The sequence below is a fragment of the Nonomuraea aurantiaca genome (assembly GCF_020215705.1).
Lineage (GTDB): Bacteria > Actinomycetota > Actinomycetes > Streptosporangiales > Streptosporangiaceae > Nonomuraea > Nonomuraea aurantiaca.
Genome location: NZ_JAIWNB010000001.1, coordinates 499354 through 515560, shown reverse-complemented (window position 1 = coordinate 515560; position 16207 = coordinate 499354). Strand labels below are relative to the sequence as shown.

Below are 16207 nucleotides of genomic sequence, written 5' to 3'. Positions count from 1 at the left end.
TCGATGGCCGCGCGATCTCACCGGTGCCGCAGGGAGGCCATGGCTTTGAGGGTGGTGCAATGATCGCGGTCGTAGTCAGCTTGGTCGCTGTCGTGCTCCTCGTGCTCGCTGTCGTGGCACTGGGCATGCGTTCCATGAACCGTCGGGAGAGCTCACTGCCTCCCGAGCGGCTGAAGCAGATGGCCGAGAAGGATGAGAGGACTCAGACCCGTTCCACGGACGAGTTCTCCAAGAGCGAACCGCGCATGAACAACTTCAGCCCTGATTTCAGTCCTATCGACGAGGTCAAGGCCAAACCGGTACGCACCGGCCAGCGTGGCAAGCGTGGTGTGGACGAGTGGGGCAACCCTCACTCCGACGTCGAGGACGAGGAGTTCTGGGCCAACATCCGCAGCGACGCGGAAGAGGGCGGCTTCGGCGCCGGCGGCACGGTCGCGGCGCGCAAGGGCGCCTCGCGCCCCGTCGAGCGTCCTTCGGACCGCCCCTCCGACCGGCCCGCGGAAAGGCCGGCCGAAAGGCCCGCCGCGCGAACCCCCGCCGCACGCACCGCCGCCGAGCGGGAGCGGGAGCGCGAGAAGCAGCCCCGCGAGCAGCAGCGGCCCGCCGCCAAGCGGGAGCGGCCCGCCAAGCGCGAGCCCGCCAAACGCGAGCCCGTCACCGCCGTCGACCCCAACGCGGCCACCGTCCAGGCGCCGCTTCCCCACCGATCCCAGCGTTCGCGTTCCCAGCGGCCCGCCGCCGCGACGGCCTCGGCCGGCTCGTCCGGTCTGGCCGACCTCGTGGAGTCGGCACAACGTCCGGCTCCGACGGCCGCCGAGCTGGCCGACCAGCGCACGGTGACGTTCTCGGCGCCGACACCGCCCGATGTGATGAGCATCCTCGGTGTGGGCACGCAGCAGGCGCAGCCGCCCCAGCCCGGGGCCGGCAGCGGTTCCTTCCCCGCCGTCGGCAGCGGCACCTCGCTGAGCACCAACAGCCCGGCCACCACCAGCGGCTCGTTCCCGGCGGCCACCAGCGGTTCCTTCCCCGCCGTCGGCAGTGGCTCGTTCCCCGCCACACCAGCCGCCGCAACCAGCGGGGCGTTCCCCGCCGCACCGGTCTCCCCCATCGGCGGCACGCAGGCCGGCGTCCCGTTCACGGTCTACGGTCCCAACACCGACCCGATGGAAACCACCTGGACCAACCCGCCGATCGTGCCGACGGCGTCGGGTTCCTGGCCCGCGCTGCAGCACCACGACATCCTCGACGACCCCGCTCCCGCCGCTCCGTCGAGCGGCTCCTGGCCGGCCTTCGAGCCGCAGCAGTCCGCCGCCGCCCCCCGCTCCTCCTATCCGGCCTCCTATGAGGTACGGGCCGGCTGGGCCGTGGCCGACGACTCCGACCCGCTGACCGGCCCCTCCCCCGCCACCGGCACCCCGACGGCGCCCGCGCGGGCGGTCTCGGCCTACGACGACGTGCTGTCGGCCCCGCCCATGCAGCCGGCGCCGCAGCACTTCGCGTACGAGACGGGTGACATCACCAGCCTCCCGCCGGGCCAGATCGCGCAGACCTTCGCGTACGAGACCGGCGACATCACCAGCATTCCGCCCGGCCAGATGCCGGCGGGCTGGGGCGAGCCGCCGGCCGGCAATGCCGCCTGGCCCAACTACGGCGGCACGCCCGAGGCGGGCGCCCGGCAGGGCGGTCGCAACGGCGGCGGCCAAGGCAACAGCGGCGGGCACCGTCGCTCCACCCCCGAGCAGGAATTCCCCGACTACTACCGCTGATCGGCGAGCACCACGCCGACCGGCGGCCGAGTGACGGCGGCCACTCATTAATCTGTAAAGCCGCCGATGACCCCTTAAGCCCCCGGCACGCGGGGCAATAGGGTTCGACGTATGATCGGCACTCTGAGTCGCGTACTGAGCACGCTCAGGTACGACGTACCTGCCTCGCTCGTGGTCTTCCTCATCGCGGTGCCCCTCTCGCTGGGCATCTCGATGGCCTCGGGTGCCCCCTTGGCCGCCGGGTTGATCGCCGCCATGGTGGGCGGCATCGTGGCGGGCGCGCTCGGCGGCTCCGCCGTGCAGGTGAGCGGGCCCGCGGCGGGCCTGTCCCTGGTGGTCGCGGATCTCGTGCAGACGTACGGCTGGCGGGCCACCTGCATGATCACCCTGTTCGCGGGAGTGGTGCAGCTGGCGCTCGGGGTCTTCCGGGCGGCCAGAGCGGCGCTGGCGGTCTCGCCGGCCGTCATCCACGGCATGCTCGCGGGCGTCGGCGTGGTCATCGCGCTCTCCCAACTGCACGTCGTGCTGGGCGGCAGACCGCAGCGCTCGGCCCTGGCCAACATCATGGAGCTGCCCAGGCAGCTCGCCGAGATGCAGCACCACACGGTGGCGGTGGGTCTGCTCACGATCGGTGTGCTGGCGCTGTGGACGCGGCTGCCCAAGCGGGTCAAGGTCGTACCGGCGCCGCTGGCCGCGCTGCTGGTGGCCGGCGTGACAGCGTGGGCGTTCGACTGGGACGTCACCCGCATCGACCTGTCCAACGCCGTCACCTCCTGGGCCTTCCCCGTGCTGCCGTCCGGCGACTGGCACCGGATCGTGGGGGCCGTGCTGCTCGTCGCGCTGCTGGCCGGGGTCGAGTCACTGCTCTGCTCGGTCGCGGTCGACGGCATGCACGACGGCCCGCGTACCGACCTCGACCAGGAGCTGAGCGGGCAGGGCGTGGCCAACATGGTCTCGGGAGCGCTGGGCGGGCTGCCGGTGGCGGGCGTGATCGTCCGCAGCACCGCGAACGTGCAGGCGGGCGGGCGCAGCCGGTTCTCGGCGGTCCTGCACGGGGTGTGGGTGGTGGTGTTCGCCCTCGGGTTCGGCTGGACGATCAAGCTGATCCCGATGGAGGCGCTGGCGGCGCTGCTCGTCTTCATCGGCGTGCAGATGGTCAACCTGGGCCATGTCAGGAAGGTGCACGGCCACGGCGAGGTGCCGGTCTATCTGGTGACGATGGGGGCCGTGCTGGTCCTCGGGCTCGCCGAAGGCGTGCTGGCCGGTCTCGCGCTGGCCGCGCTGCTCGCCCTGCGGCGGCTGACCTGGGTCACCGTCAAGACACGGCCGGAGCAGGACGGGCGCGTCCACGCGACGATCTCCGGCTCGCTCACCTTCCTGGGCGTGCCCAGGCTCACCCGTGACCTGCGCGCCATCCCGCCCGGCACGGCCGTGGACCTCGACCTGAACATCGACTTCATGGACAACGCCGCCTTCGAGGCGATCCACTCCTGGCGGCTGAACCACGAGCGGCTGGGCGGCAGCGTGGACATCGACGAGCTGCATGACGAGTGGTACGCGATGGCGGCCAGCGGGACCCGCATGTCCCGGACCAAGACGCCGCGGACGCCGGACCGGTGGTGGCTGCCGTGGTCGCACCGCCACCACCGCCCCGCCCGGCACAGCGGGCCGGCTCCGAGCGGCCCCCGTCCGGCCAGCGTGGAGTGCCAGCTGACGGCGGGCGCGCGGGAGTATCACCGGCGTACGGCTCCGCTGGTGCGGCCCATCTTCACCGAGCTGGCCCGCAAGCAGCAGCCCACGCACCTGTTCATCACCTGCGCCGACTCAAGGGTCATCCCGAGCCTGATCACCGCGAGCGGCCCCGGTGACCTGTTCACCGTGCGCAACATCGGCAACCTGGTGCCGCGCAGGGGGGCCGAGCCGCACGACGACTCGGTGGTGGCGGCCATCGAGTACGCGACGCAGGTCCTGGGCGTGCACACGATCACGGTCTGCGGGCATTCGGGCTGCGGGGCGATGTGCGGGCTGCTCAGCGGCGGCGTGAAGGCGGGCAGCCTGCCGGGGATGCGGCGCTGGCTGCGGCACGGCTACCACAGCCTGGCCACGTTCATCGAGACCGCGGACGAGCCGCTCGACGGCGGGGCACTCGACCGGCTGTGCAAGGTCAACGTGCAGCAGCAGCTGGAGAACCTGCGGACCTACCGCAAGGTCGACGAGCAGGTGCGGGCCGGGCAGCTGGAGCTGGTGGGCCTGTACTTCGACATCAGCTCCGCCAGGGTGCACATGCTGCCGCCCCTCCCGTCTACGCTCTCCGTGAAGATATGACCGGTTTGCTGGTCGTACGCGAAGAATGTCGGCATGAGAGTACTGGTCATCGGCGGGACGAGATTTCTGGGACGGGCCATCGTCGAGGAGGCGCTGGCGCGGGGGCATCGGGTCACGACGTTCAACAGGGGGCAGAGCGGGGCCGATCTGCCCGGTGTGGAGGCCATCCGGGGTGACCGCGAGGTGACCGCGGACCTCGAACGGCTGCCCGACGGGCACACGTGGGACCTCGTGGTCGACACGTCCGGCTATGTGCCGCGGATCGTCGGCGAGTCGGCGCGGGCGCTGTCGGGACATGTGGGGACATACGCGTTCATTTCCTCGGTCTCCGCCATCGACGGCTTCCCCGGCAAGCCCGCCACCGAGGGTTCGGGGGTGTGGGACTGCGCGCCGGACGCCGGTCCTGACGACGGTGACTACGGGGTGCTGAAGGGCGGCTGCGAGCGGGCCGTGGAGCAGGGGTTCGACGGCAACGTGCTGATCGTGCAGCCGGGCCTGATCCTCGGCCCGTACGAGAACGTCGGCCGGCTGCCGTGGTGGCTGAACCGGATCTCCCACGGCGGCCAGGTGCTCGCGCCGGGTGATCCGGGCACGCCGATGCAGCTCGTGGACGCGCGGGACGTCGCCGTCTTCACCCTGGACCAGGCGGAGCTCGGGACGGCCGACCGGTTCGCGGTGACCGGCCCCGCGGGCAACACCACCTACGGCGAGTGGCTGGAGCTGTGCAAGGAGGCGACCGGGTCGGACGCGGAGTTCGTCTGGGTGGACGACCGGTTCCTCGTCGACCAGGGGGTGGGGACGTTCGTCGAGCTGCCGCTGTGGGGCGGGCCGCCGTCGGAGGAGATCGCCAACTTCTGGAGCGTGCCCACGGCCAAGGCCGAGGCGGCCGGGCTGCGCGTACGGCCGGTCGCGGAGACGGTGCGGGACACGTGGGCGTGGCTGCGTGAGGTCCCCGAGGCGGAGCGGTCGTACGGGGCCAAGGCGCTGCACGGCATCGCGCCCGAGAAGGAGGCGGCGGTGCTGGCCGCTTGGGCCGCCCGCTCTGCGTAATCGTCCACAGACCTCGGGGCGTTCGCGGGTTAGCGTCAGGGGTGTCGCGCTTGGCAGTCCTTGGTCCCCCACCCTGGCCCGGCGCGACGGCCGGTCCGCAATCCCAGGGGCCGGAGGGGCGGAGGTATCCGCTGTCAGTGGTAGCGGGACAGCCGGGTGGTCACCTCCGCCCCTCACCACCCCGGCTCGTACCGGGGAGCGACCTGATCAAGTCCGGGTCCGGTCAGGGCCCGAGGGGACGTGGGCGAGCAGGTCGTCGAGAGCGGCGGGCTCGGCCGCGCCGCCCGCCGCCAGGACGACGCCCCGCCGGTCGGTCAGCACGGCGTACGGCGGCCAGGGGATGCCGTGGCGGTCGAACACCCCGGCGTCGATGACCAGCGGCAACCCGACCCCCTGCGCGGCCAGGTAGTCGCGGACCTGCCCCTCCTCCGCGGCGCTCACCAGGACGACGTCCACCCGCTCCACCGCGACGAAGGCGGGCAGCATGGCGCTGCAGACGCCGCACGTCGGCCCTATCAGCGCATAAAGGATGCCGGGCCGTTCCGAGGTAAGGGCCGCGGCAGGTGGGGTCACGTCCCAGCGGGTGCCGGGGCGGGGACCGGCCCGGCCGCGCTCCACTGCTTGGATCAGCCGGGCGGGCAGAAAGGTCAGCGCGAGGTACGCCGCCCCCAGCAGCAGGTGGACGAGGGTGAACGGGGAAGGTCCCGCGACGGCGGCCATGACCGCCAGCACCGCGAGCAGGCCGGTACGCGTCATGGTGGCGGCGCCGACGAGGCCGTGGTCACCGAAGCAGCCGCAGCCGACACTCAGCCCGCGCCACAGCACGGACGCCATCGCGGCGAGGAAGACGGCGAACAGTGCCGCCGCGAGGAGCGCGCCCCAGCGCCGGGTGGGTGGCGCGATGAGCAGCCCGGCCGCCGCCAGTTCCGCCACCACCACCGCGACGGCGGCCACGACCGTGAGCCGCTGCGGGATCAGCCGGTAACCCGCGATGTCGGCGGCGAATCCCGCCAGGTCACGGGCCTTGCTCACGGCCGCGTACAGCAGGACCGCGATCAGCGCCGCGTAGGCCGACGACAGAACGATCATCGAAACGCCCAGGCGGTCATGTGGCCGCGTCCTGGTAGGCCTGTGCCTGGAGGGTGTACATGTCGGCGTAGAGGCCGCCCTCCTCCATCAGCTCGGCATGCGTGCCCTGCTGGGCCACCCGGCCGTGGTCGAGGACGTAGATGCGGTCGGCGTACCGGACGCTGGCGAGCCGGTGCGTGATGAGGACGATGGACCGGCCGTCGGCGTATTTGCGGATGCGCTCGAACAGGGCGTGCTCGGCGCGGGCGTCCAGCGCGGAGGTCGGCTCGTCGAAGATCACCAGGGCGGCGTCGCGGTAGAAGCCGCGGGCCACGGCGATCCGCTGCCACTGCCCGCCCGACAGATCGTGACCGCCTCGGAAGCGCTGGTCGAGCAGCGAGTCGTAGCCCTGCGACAGTCCCGCCACCACCTCGTCGGCCCCGGCGGCGGCCGCGGCGGCGGCCAGGCGGCCTTCGTCCAGCGGGCGGCCCATGAGGATGTTCTCGCGGAGGGTCAGCGGCCAGCGGGTGTGGTCCTGGGCGATCACCGAGATGAGCCCGCGCGTGTCGAGGCCGGCCAGGTCGGCGCCGTCCCAGCGGATGCTTCCCGAGTCCGGCCGGTACAGTCCGGCCAGCAGCTTGGCCAGCGTGGTCTTGCCGGAGCCGTTCTCCCCGACCAGCGCGATGACCTCGCCGAACCCCACCGAGACGCTGATCCCGTTGAGCGTGGGGCCACTCGCCCCCGGGTAGCTGAACGTCACCTGGTCGGCGGTCAGCCGCCCGGACGGTTCCGGGGCCGCCGTACCGGATGGCCGTCGCACGCGCGAGGCGGCCAGCTCGCGGAAGGACAGGTAGTCGCCGAAGTAGAGGCCCGACTCGTACAGCCGGTTCATCATCTGCACCAGCGCGGCAAGGGACATCTGGCCGGCACGGATGGCCAGCACGGCCGCGCCCGCCACCGAGAGCGGGATGACGCCGATGGCCAGCAGCCCGGCGAGCGCGGCGTAGACGGCGACGGTCGCGGCGCCGGTCAGCAGGTCGCCGGCGGCCTTGGTGACGGCACGGCGGCGCGCGACGTCGAGTTGCACGTCCTGTTCGAGGTCGGCGACGGTCCCGTATTCGCCGAGCAGGAAGTCGCGCAGCGCGAACGCGCGCACCTCGGCGGCGGGCAGCCGCTCGGCCATCAGGTCCGACAGCATGAACTTGCGCCGCCGCGCGGCCGACAGCCGGTAGTACGCCTGGTACTGCAGGCGCGCCGCCCGCACCGCGGCCCAGCCCGCGGGCACGACCGTGACCAGCAGCAACGGCGTCAGGAGCGGGTGCATGAGGCCGAGCGCCACAGCCGAGGCCAGCACGCCGACGACGCCGCCGATCACGGCGAGCGTCGCCTCGACCACGCCCGCGGCGTCGGGCACGCCGCTGTCGCGGGCTCTGCGCATCGCGTTGTGGAACTCGTCGTCGTCGAACGCGGTCAGCTCCACCTGGGTGGTCAGCTCGAAGAGCCGCGTCTCGGCCAGCCGTTCGACTTCCACCTTGAGCCGCGCCTGGGCCCAAGTGGCGGCGGTCAGCAGCGCCCCGCGCAGCCCGGCGGCGGCGGCGACCAGCGCCAGCGAGGGCAGCGCCGCCCGGACGCGCTCGGGCGTCGGTCCGCCGGCGAACAGCGAGGCGAGCACGTCGGACGTCGCGACCAGGCCGTAGACGGTGAAGATGCCGGCCGCCAGGTTTCCGGCCAGCGCGATGATCGTGTCGCGGCGGTGCGCCTCCCAAGCCATGCGCAGCGCGGACATCACCAGGTACGGCAGGCGACGCGCGATCTTCGCCAGGCTCGCCGTCAGGAGTTCGTCGCCATGGCTCTCCCAGTAGGCGACCGCCAGCCCCGACCTGTCCGCCGAGACGTCCGGGGCTCGCTTCTTCCAGAACGCCTTCATGCGGGGGGCCCGGGGATCACCTAGCCAATCTAAGTGACCGTTGTGTCGTCGTAAACCCCTTCTGTAAACGATTTCCCGTCAGTGCGGTCGGGGCAGGGAATCCTGTTCCATGACGCCTGGACATATTTGGCGAGATATGCACATAATGCGTCCGTTTGGCCGCGACAGGCGATTCCCATCGCGGTCAAGGCACGGGTAACGGCACTTATCCGGTGCCGTCCCGAGGCTCAAGCCCCGCAGCGGCCACCTACCGGTGGCCAAGGAAGGAGCCCTTATGTCCGTTCTTACACTGGAGCCCCGCGACGCAGGCGTTCTGGAGTACGAGGACCTCGCCGTCGACTTCGAAGGCGAGCTCACCGCACTGCTCCATGGCCCTCAGGCCTGCGTGAACACCTGCAAGCGCACCGTTTGCTCGACGTTCCCCTGCTGCCCTTCGATCGTGTAATCGAGCGGTAACGCGTTCGGCGTTCCGCGGCGGCGCGCTTCTTGCGCCGTACCGCTGTGGAAAGGCCATCGGTGCACTTCCGGTGGCCTTTCTTCGGGCATCCGGCCGGTCGGTGCAGAAGGGTTTTCTCGTTGACAGTAAATGTGGTCGTTTCCCTTACCCATTTTGCCGAGTCGAACACTAGGGAAATCTACGAGGGCGACACCTGGGTCAGCGTCCACGACCCGCGTGCCACCACCCCCCATCAGGGGTGGAAGCTGCATGTCTCCGCCCGTCCCGGCACCCTGGGCGACACGCTCGAACGGGTCCTGCCCGTCCTGGCCGGCGTGTCCTGCGACTTCAAGGTCGCCCGCTCGCCCGAGAAGCTCGCGGAGCTCAACTCCGGCGACCTCGACGCGGGCGCGGTCGGCAAGGCCATCACCGTCTACCCGCAGCCGGACGAGGTCGTCCCGCTCGGTCACCGGCTGGCCGAGGCGCTGGCGGGGCTGGCCGCGCCGCGCATCGTCAGCGATCGCCGGGTGCGCCGCGACGCGCCGGTCTATTACCGGTACGCCCCCTTCGCCCCCCAGTACCGCGTGGACGAGAACGGCGACTTCGAGCTGATCATCGTCGGTCCCGACGGCGAGCACCTGCCGGGCGCGGCAGGGCCCGAGTTCTCCTGCCCGCCGTGGGCGACCGACCCGTTCCGCCCGCAGAGCGGCGTCCCCGGCTCGCCTTCGGACTCGCTTCGTGAGAGCGCCACCGGCCCGGACTCCGGCGAGGCCCCGGCCAGGCTCATCGGCAACCGGTACCGCGTCACGTCCGGCGTCGCGCGTGGCCCCCGCGGCAACGTCTACCGGGCCGAGGACGCCGACGGCCGGCCGGTCGTGGTCAAGGAGGCCCGCGCCTACGTGGGCGAGAACGCCGAGGGTTGGGACCTGCGCATGTACCTGCGCAACGACCTTCGCATCCTCAAGGCCCTGGACGGCGTCGCGGGCATCCCCACGCCGATCGACCACTTCCGGCACGGCGAGGACGAGTTCCTCGTCATGACCGACGCCGGGAGCCTGGACCTCAACCGGTTCGTCGGCGAGCGGGGCCGCTTCACCGAGGGCGGCGGCGACCGGGACCTCACCGCGCTGGCGGGCCGGCTGCTGGAGGTGCTGGACGCCGTGCACGCGCGCGGCGTCGTCGTCAGGGACTTCTCCCCCAAGAACGTTGTGCTCGGCGAGGACGGCCGCTGCACGCTGATCGACTTCGGCAACAGCAGGTACGAGGGGCTGCAACTGCCCGGGTGGAGCCGTGGCTACAGCGTGCCCGGCCAGCAGGCGGACCGCCCCTCCGAACCCGCCGACGACTACTTCTCGCTCGGGGCGACGCTGTTCTTCTCGGCGACCGGGATGAACCCCATCATGATCGACACCGACCCGGCCAGGAACGTCGAGCGGACGCTGATGTGCCTGGCACGGATGTTCCCCGGCGTCACGACGGGCGTCATCGGACTGCTGCCGCGCCTGCTCAGCCTCGACGCCGAGGAGCGGGTGGCGGCTGCGGCCGACCTGAGGGCTTGTGTCAGCGCCGACGCCGGGTCCGACGTCAGGGCCGGGCGGGCGGGTCGTACGGTGTCGCGGTCTGACGGGGTGCGGTTCAGCGGTGCTCTGCTGTCGCAGGTCCTCGAGCACACCACCCGCGTGTGCGTACGGTTCGCCGAGGGCCTGATGGACGGCCCGGCGGACTCCCGGACGTCGAGCCCGCCGGTGACGAACGTCTACGGCGGGTCGGCCGGGGTCGGCATGGAGCTGCTGCACCACCCCGAGGCCAAGACCGTCGCCGCCGACCTGGCCCGCTGGACGGCGCGCGTCATGCCGCCGACCGCGCTCCCCCCGGCGCTCTACTTCGGCCGCACGGGAACGGCGCTGTTCCTGGCCGCCGCGCGGCTGACCGCCGTCCCCGAACTGCCGGACCCCGGGCCGATCGTCTTGGAGGGCGAGCAGCGCGCGGACCAGGCCCATGGCGTCGCCGGCATCGGCACGGGACACCTCTCGCTGGCCGCGCTGGAACAGGATCCGCGCCACCTGGAAGTGGCCGCCGAGTGCGCCAGGCGGCTCGTCTCCGGCGAGGTGACGGACTCCGAGGACGCGGTGGCACCGGCCCAGGCCGGTTCGGGCGTCAACGTGGAGATGGCCTTCGCGCACGGCGCCGCCGGCTGCGCGGAGTTCCTGCTCTCCTACCACGAGGCCACCGGCGACCACGACGCCGGGCAGGCGGCCAGGGAACGCTTCGAGTCGCTGGCCGCCGCCACCGAGACCATGCTCGGCGAGCTCACCGGCCCGGACGCCAAGGCCATGGGCGCGTCCTGGTGCCAGGGCGCCTCCGGCATCCTCGGCCCGCTGGCGCACGCGGCCACCGCGTACGGCGAGGACCGCTACCTCGACCTGGCGGAGCGGGGCGCCAGCGCGAGCCTGGCCATCGCGCCGCAGGCGTGGGTCGTGTCCCAGTGCTGCGGCCTGGCGGGTATCGGCGAGGCGCTGATCGACCTGGCGATGGCCACCGGCGACGACTCCTACTGGCGTGGGGCCGAAGAGGTCGTCGAGCTGATGCTGATGCGCGCCGGCGGGGAGCTCTCCGCACCGGTCTTCACCGGCAACGATCTCGACAAGCCCGGCTACACCTGGGCGACGGGCGCGTCCGGTGTCCTGTCGTTCCTCCGCCGCCTCGACCGCCGCACCGGCTCCCGCCTGTGGACGGCGAACTGGCGGCTCCCCTAGCCCCCCGGGTGGTTCGTCACGCGACCGGCGCGAGCTTTCTGAAGGTCCGTGGTGGCTGGGGTCCTTGTAGAGGAATACCCCCTTCGGGGGCGAGGAAAAAGCCGGCCCGTCGTGGCAGAGGTCCCCATGGAAGAACACCCCGCCGGGGAGACGAGGAAGACGGCCCGTTCAGCGCAGGAGGCGGGTGGCGGCCAGGGCGGCCTCTGTCTGGATCGTGACGATCCGGTCGAGCGGATCGGTGAGCTGGACCAGCTGGCCCTCGGCCTCCGCGCAGAGGCGCCCCAGGCGCTCCTCCAGCGCCGCGCGGACGGCCGTCAGGTCGGCCGGGCGGTTGCCCGCCGCCGCCTCGGCCGCCAGCAGCCGCAGGAACATGGCGCTGGCCCGCAGCGGCAGGCGGCGGACGGTGTCGTGAATGCCGCTCGCCTCGGCCCGCGTGACGGTCCTGGCGGCGTCCTCCCGGTCCACGGCGCCTTCGAGCGAGGAGACCAGCAGGTGGGAGACGGCGAGCGTGTCGTCCACCGCCGCGTGGAACGGGGTGTGCGCGACGCACTGCGGCCGGACGTCCGTACGCGCGCGGGCCAGCGGCTCGATCTCCTCGCGCAGCCGTACCGCGGCCGTCTTGACCAGGTGGCCGAAGGAGAGCCCGGCGTCCGAGGGGTCGTCGCACCCCGGGGTGGTCCACAGGGGCACCTCGGCGATCAGCGTGAACGTGCCGTAGCGGTCGGCGTAGTGCCAGCTCGACGCCCCGTACGTACGAGGTGTGCGCGCGTCGCCGCCCGTCTCCACGAAGTCGATGTGCTCGGCCGGCGGCAGCAGCGTGACGCCGGGGCCGGCGACCTGGTAGCCGACGGTGTCGATGGGCCCCAGGTCCAGCGGGACGCCCTGACCCGCGGCGATCGAGGCCAGCTCGGCGGCCAGGCCGGGCACGTCGCGGGTGATCTGGAAGTAGGCGCCGCCGAAGTCGGCGTTGTGCAGCGACAGCATGAACGCGGGCCGCAGCTCGTCGATGACCCGCATCATGGCCAGGGTCTCCGGCAGCGGCCGGTCGAACCGCTTGCGCCCGGCGTGGATGGGGAAGGTCCATTCGGGCTGGTCGCTCATGGACGGCCGGTAGAAGTGGCGGTGGTAGTGGCTGATCGTGTACGGGCCCGCGTACCAGCCCTCGTTCAGCCGGGCGCCGTCGGGATCCACGCACGCGATGAAGTGCCAGGTGAACCCCCGCCGCTCGGCCGCGTTCTCGCACAGCACGGAGGCCAGGCGGAGCACGGTCAGGAAGCCGGCGGGCTCGTTGGCGTGGGGGCCGCCGAACACCAGGGCGTTCTGGCGCCCGTCCCCGATCGAGACCAGTTCCAGCGGCTCGCCCCGCCGGGAGGCGCCGATGAGGCGTCTGCGGCAGGTCGCGGGGAACCGGTCGCACAGCTCCCGCAGTAACGCGGCCATGTCGTCGATGGTCGGGATGACGCGCATGGGGGAAGCCTCTCAAGCGCGCGCCGCCACGTCACGTGGCCGATACAGGACGTTTCGCAACCTCGCCCGCCCCGAAGATCCCCGCGGAACGCAACCTCGGCCGCCTCGTAGGATCCCCGCGGAACGCGGCCTCGCCCGTCAGGCGGGATCCCCGCAGACCCGGCAGGTGTCGAGCCGGGTGACGGGCTGCTCCGCCGTCGCCATCGTCAGGAGGTCGAAGTGGACCACCCGGCCGACCAGGGCCGGCGGGACCACGCCGGTGAGGTAGCGGACCGCCTCGGCGGCGACGAACCCGGCGACGATCGCGCAGAGCGGGCCGAACGCCGGAATGCTCCGCCCCTGGTTGAGTATGGCGGGCAGCTCCCACCCGCCATTACGGCCCCGGAGCTCCTCGTCCAGGCAGGCCAGGCAGGCCGAGCCGCCCGGCACGACCAGCGGTCCCGCGATGCCCAGGTGCTGGCTGAACCCGCCCGGCAGGAGTGGCACCCCGGCGGCCACGCAGCCGGCGTTCATCCATTGGCGGATCTGCGGCTGCGGGCTGTCGGCCGTGGCGATGACCAGGTCCGCGCCCGCGACCAGGGCCGCGACGTCCCCGGCGCCGGTCAGCGTGCGGTGGTGCGTCTCCACCTTGACCGCCGGGTTGTGCTCGGCGAGCCGGCGGGCGGCCGAGTCCACCTTCGGGCTCCCGACGTCCTCCGCCGAGTAGAGGTATTGGCGGTGGAGGTTGGACTCGTCGACGTCGTCCTGGTCGACGAGCCGCAGCCGCCCCACCCCGGCGGTGGCCAGTTGCAGGGCGACGAAGCCGCCGATCCCGCCGACGCCGAGGACGGCCACCGTACGCCCGGCGAGGTCCCCTGCCATCTCGGCGGCCCGCGACGCGGGCTGGAACATGGAGAAGAACAGGGCCTGCCGCGACGTGGGCACGTGGCGCGTCAGCAGCTCGACGTCCTGCTCCTCGACCAGGATCCTGGCCCCGAGCAGAGCGGTGATGGCCTGGTCCACCTCGGTGGCCGTGACGCCGCCGATCCCCGCCGTGAGACTGACCAGCTCCTCACGGGGCAGCGCGGTGGAGGCGCACCGCCGTACCAGCTCGCGCAGGGCCGGGGAGGCGGACTTGAGCACCTTTCCGGTGCCCGGCAAGTCGCCCAGCCGGATGAGTTCGCGGTGGTCCTCAATGAACAGGGGAAACGCCGGGTTGACCAGAACGCGCGACAATTATCCGCTCCACGTCAGAAAAAGGCGCGGGATCGGCGACCCGGGTGGCCACCAATCCCGCGATGAGTATCAGCTGTTGCTGTTACCGCACGTGAGCTCCACTGCCTCTATCTCGGCAATCGTGATCTCCATGCAGTCCCCCCTCCTGATGATGCTGGGACATTTGGGGCTATAGCGAAGAAATGTCCTCGAGCGAGGAAGGTAGTTTCCCCAACCGTCAGTGTCCACCGCTTTGGTGATAAATGACCCACTTGAGCCAGTTTGTTCAGTAGCCCGTCTCCGAAACGGGCTTTAGGGGGAAGCCCTATCAGGCCAGTCGAGACGCCCCCGGGAGGCAGGATCCGGAAGGCAGGATAAGGTCAAGATCTTCGACGGGAGGTCCGGTGGGGAGACTGAGCAGGCGCGGGCTGCTGACCGCCTCCGGCGCGGGCGTGGTGGCCGGCGCGGCGGCGACGGCGGGCGCCTTCCTGCTCGGCGGGCCGGAGCCGCCGGCGAGCGGCGCGGCCCCCGCACAGGTGGTGGGCTTCCATGGGCCGCACCAGGCGGGCATCGCCACGCCCGTCCAGGACCGCCTCCACTTCGCGGCCTTCGACGTGGCCGTGAGCACGCGCGAGGAACTGGTCGCGCTCCTGGTCTCCTGGACCAGGGCCGCCGAGTCGATGACCGCGGGTCGCGTCACCGCCGACGACGACTCCGGTGAGGCCCTCGACCTGCCCGCCTCCCGCCTGACGCTGACGGTCGGGTTCGGTCCCACGCTGTTCGAGCGGGCCGGGGAGGATCGCTTCGGTCTGGCCGCCTCCCGGCCGCCCGCGCTGGCCGACTTACCGCCCTTCCCCGGCGAGAAGCTCGACCCGGCGCGCGGCGGCGGCGACATCGCCGTCCAGGCGTGCGCCGACGACCCGCAGGTCGCGGTGCACGCCATCCGCACGCTGGCCCGTATCGGGCTGGGCCGGGTGAGCGTACGGTGGTCGCAGCTCGGCTACGGCAAGACCTCCTCGACCACGCCGACCCAGCTCACCCCGCGCAACCTCATGGGCTTCAAGGACGGCACCGACAACATCCCGCACGACGACCACGCCGCGCTCGACCAGCACGTCTGGGTGGCCGCCGCCGATGGGCCCGCGTGGATGACGGGCGGCAGTTACCTGGTCGCGCGGCGGATCCGCATGCACCTGGAGTCGTGGGACCAGGCCTCCCGGCAGGACCAGGAGGCCACGATCGGCCGTACGAAGACCGAGGGCGCCCCGCTCGGCGGCAAGGGCGAGCGGGACAGGTTCGACCCGGCCAGGCTCCCGGCCGACTCCCATGTGCGCCTGGCCCATCCGCTGTCCAACGGCGGTGTACGGCTGCTGCGGCGCGGCTACTCCTTCGTGGACGGCAGCGACACCCAGGGTCGCATCGACGCGGGCCTGTTCTTCCTCGCCTACCAGCGCGACCCGCGCCGCCAGTACGTACCCGTGCAGCGCAGGCTGGCCACCGACGACCGGCTCTCGACCTACATCCGGCATGTGGGGTCGGGCCTGTGGGCGTGCCCGCCCGGCGTGTCCCCCGGCGGGCACTGGGGCGAAACGCTCCTCGGGCAGAGCGGCTAGAGCTCGTCCGGCCGGATCCAGCCGCCGGGCACCAGCAGGGCGAGCTGGTCGCGCAGCAGGTCGCGCAGCGGCCCGTCGGGCTGCTCGCCGTAGACCTGGAGGAGCCTGCCGGGCCGCTCCAGGATCTCCTCGGGGTCGTCCTGGCGGGCGGTGTACTCGGCGATCAGCTCCGGCAGGCGGGCGGTGACGTGCTCGTCCAGGCCGAGCCGGACCGCCGAGCACAGCGCGTACTCCCAGGCCACCAGGTAGCGCCAGAGCTGATCCTCGCCCTCGAAGGAGGCGCGCTCCAGCCGGGAGAAGGCGCCGAGCACCGCGCCGTGGTCGCCGTCGCGGTAGGCGAGCACGATGAGGTGGAACAGCGCCCACTGGTGGCCGCGCCGCAGCAGCTCCGCCCGCTCGAAGGCGGCCCGCGCCTCGGCGTGGGCGCCCAGCAGGTACAGGGTGTAGCCCCGCACGTAGTGGGCGTCGGCCGAGCCGGGGGCCTCCTTCAGCAGCCGCTCGCTCTCCCGCAGCAGCCGCCCGAACGTCTCGGGAACCTCAGGCCCGTCCTCGGCCGCCTCGATCAGCCCGGTTATCGAGGCGGGCGGCGTGTCAGCGGGCACCGC

The 16207-nt window shown here is 72.2% G+C and carries 11 protein-coding genes; 6 read left to right on the top strand and 5 right to left on the bottom strand.

The genetic code is table 11. From position 1 onward, the window contains the following. Nucleotides 1-59 precede the first annotated feature (59 nt). The 3 genes from LDL49_RS02360 (at nucleotide 60) to LDL49_RS02350 (ending at nucleotide 5141) form a co-directional block, all read left to right on the top strand. On the top strand, nucleotides 60-1766 hold the full coding sequence (locus LDL49_RS02360; protein ID WP_225289187.1) for a hypothetical protein: 1707 nt from the start codon (nucleotides 60-62) through the stop codon (nucleotides 1764-1766). Between the two features lie 111 nt (nucleotides 1767-1877). Next, complete coding sequence (locus LDL49_RS02355) at nucleotides 1878-4091, top strand: SulP family inorganic anion transporter (RefSeq protein ID WP_225289186.1); 2214 nt, start codon at nucleotides 1878-1880, stop codon at nucleotides 4089-4091. Nucleotides 4092-4124: 33 nt separating this feature from the next. Beyond that, nucleotides 4125-5141 (top strand): NAD-dependent epimerase/dehydratase family protein, encoded by a 1017-nt coding sequence (locus tag LDL49_RS02350; protein ID WP_225289185.1) that lies wholly within the window; start codon nucleotides 4125-4127, stop codon nucleotides 5139-5141. Nucleotides 5142-5348: 207 nt separating this feature from the next. Here the strand turns inward: LDL49_RS02350 and LDL49_RS02345 are convergent, their stop codons facing one another. Further along, entirely contained in the window at nucleotides 5349-6230 is an 882-nt protein-coding gene (locus LDL49_RS02345) for a MauE/DoxX family redox-associated membrane protein (RefSeq protein WP_225289184.1), read from the bottom strand. Between the two features lie 16 nt (nucleotides 6231-6246). After that, entirely contained in the window at nucleotides 6247-8136 is a 1890-nt protein-coding gene (locus LDL49_RS02340; RefSeq protein WP_225289183.1) for an ABC transporter ATP-binding protein, read from the bottom strand. 274 nt (nucleotides 8137-8410) lie between these two features. Between LDL49_RS02340 and LDL49_RS02335 the strand changes: the two genes are divergently transcribed. Beyond that, nucleotides 8411-8581 (top strand): SflA family class IV lanthipeptide, encoded by a 171-nt coding sequence (locus LDL49_RS02335; RefSeq protein WP_225289182.1) that lies wholly within the window; start codon nucleotides 8411-8413, stop codon nucleotides 8579-8581. A 143-nt stretch (nucleotides 8582-8724) separates the two neighbouring features. Further along, nucleotides 8725-11328 carry a class IV lanthionine synthetase LanL gene (gene lanL, locus LDL49_RS02330; protein WP_225289181.1) on the top strand — a complete coding sequence of 868 codons (2604 nt, stop codon included), beginning with the start codon at nucleotides 8725-8727 and terminating at the stop codon, nucleotides 11326-11328. 168 nt (nucleotides 11329-11496) lie between these two features. Here lanL and LDL49_RS02325 read toward each other — a convergent pair whose 3' ends face one another. Both LDL49_RS02325 and LDL49_RS02320 read right to left on the bottom strand, forming a co-directional pair. Then, nucleotides 11497-12795: a M14 family zinc carboxypeptidase gene (locus LDL49_RS02325; RefSeq protein ID WP_225289180.1), complete on the bottom strand. Its 1299-nt coding sequence runs from the start codon at nucleotides 12793-12795 to the stop codon at nucleotides 11497-11499. 138 nt (nucleotides 12796-12933) lie between these two features. Next, nucleotides 12934-14010 (bottom strand): TOMM precursor leader peptide-binding protein, encoded by a 1077-nt coding sequence (locus tag LDL49_RS02320; protein ID WP_225289179.1) that lies wholly within the window; start codon nucleotides 14008-14010, stop codon nucleotides 12934-12936. A 383-nt stretch (nucleotides 14011-14393) separates the two neighbouring features. On the opposite strand from LDL49_RS02320, the gene efeB reads away from it, so the two are divergent. After that, nucleotides 14394-15602 (top strand): iron uptake transporter deferrochelatase/peroxidase subunit, encoded by a 1209-nt coding sequence (gene efeB / locus LDL49_RS02315; protein ID WP_225289178.1) that lies wholly within the window; start codon nucleotides 14394-14396, stop codon nucleotides 15600-15602. On the opposite strand, the gene LDL49_RS02310 is transcribed toward efeB, so the two are convergent. Continuing rightward, entirely contained in the window at nucleotides 15599-16204 is a 606-nt protein-coding gene (locus LDL49_RS02310; protein WP_225289177.1) for a hypothetical protein, read from the bottom strand. The genes efeB and LDL49_RS02310 overlap by 4 nt on opposite strands. Nucleotides 16205-16207 lie beyond the last annotated feature (3 nt).

What these genes read in the sequence shown, in the direction of transcription:
- LDL49_RS02350 (WP_225289185.1), top strand. Translation starts at nt 4,125, where the DNA reads ATGAGAGTACTGGTCATCGGCGGGACGAGATTTCTGGGACGGGCCATC.
- LDL49_RS02355 (WP_225289186.1), top strand. Translation starts at nt 1,878, where the DNA reads ATGATCGGCACTCTGAGTCGCGTACTGAGCACGCTCAGGTACGACGTA.
- LDL49_RS02360 (WP_225289187.1), top strand. Translation starts at nt 60, where the DNA reads ATGATCGCGGTCGTAGTCAGCTTGGTCGCTGTCGTGCTCCTCGTGCTC.
- LDL49_RS02340 (WP_225289183.1), bottom strand. Translation starts at nt 8,136, where the DNA reads ATGAAGGCGTTCTGGAAGAAGCGAGCCCCGGACGTCTCGGCGGACAGG.
- LDL49_RS02325 (WP_225289180.1), bottom strand. Translation starts at nt 12,795, where the DNA reads ATGCGCGTCATCCCGACCATCGACGACATGGCCGCGTTACTGCGGGAG.
- LDL49_RS02335 (WP_225289182.1), top strand. Translation starts at nt 8,411, where the DNA reads ATGTCCGTTCTTACACTGGAGCCCCGCGACGCAGGCGTTCTGGAGTAC.
- LDL49_RS02345 (WP_225289184.1), bottom strand. Translation starts at nt 6,230, where the DNA reads ATGATCGTTCTGTCGTCGGCCTACGCGGCGCTGATCGCGGTCCTGCTG.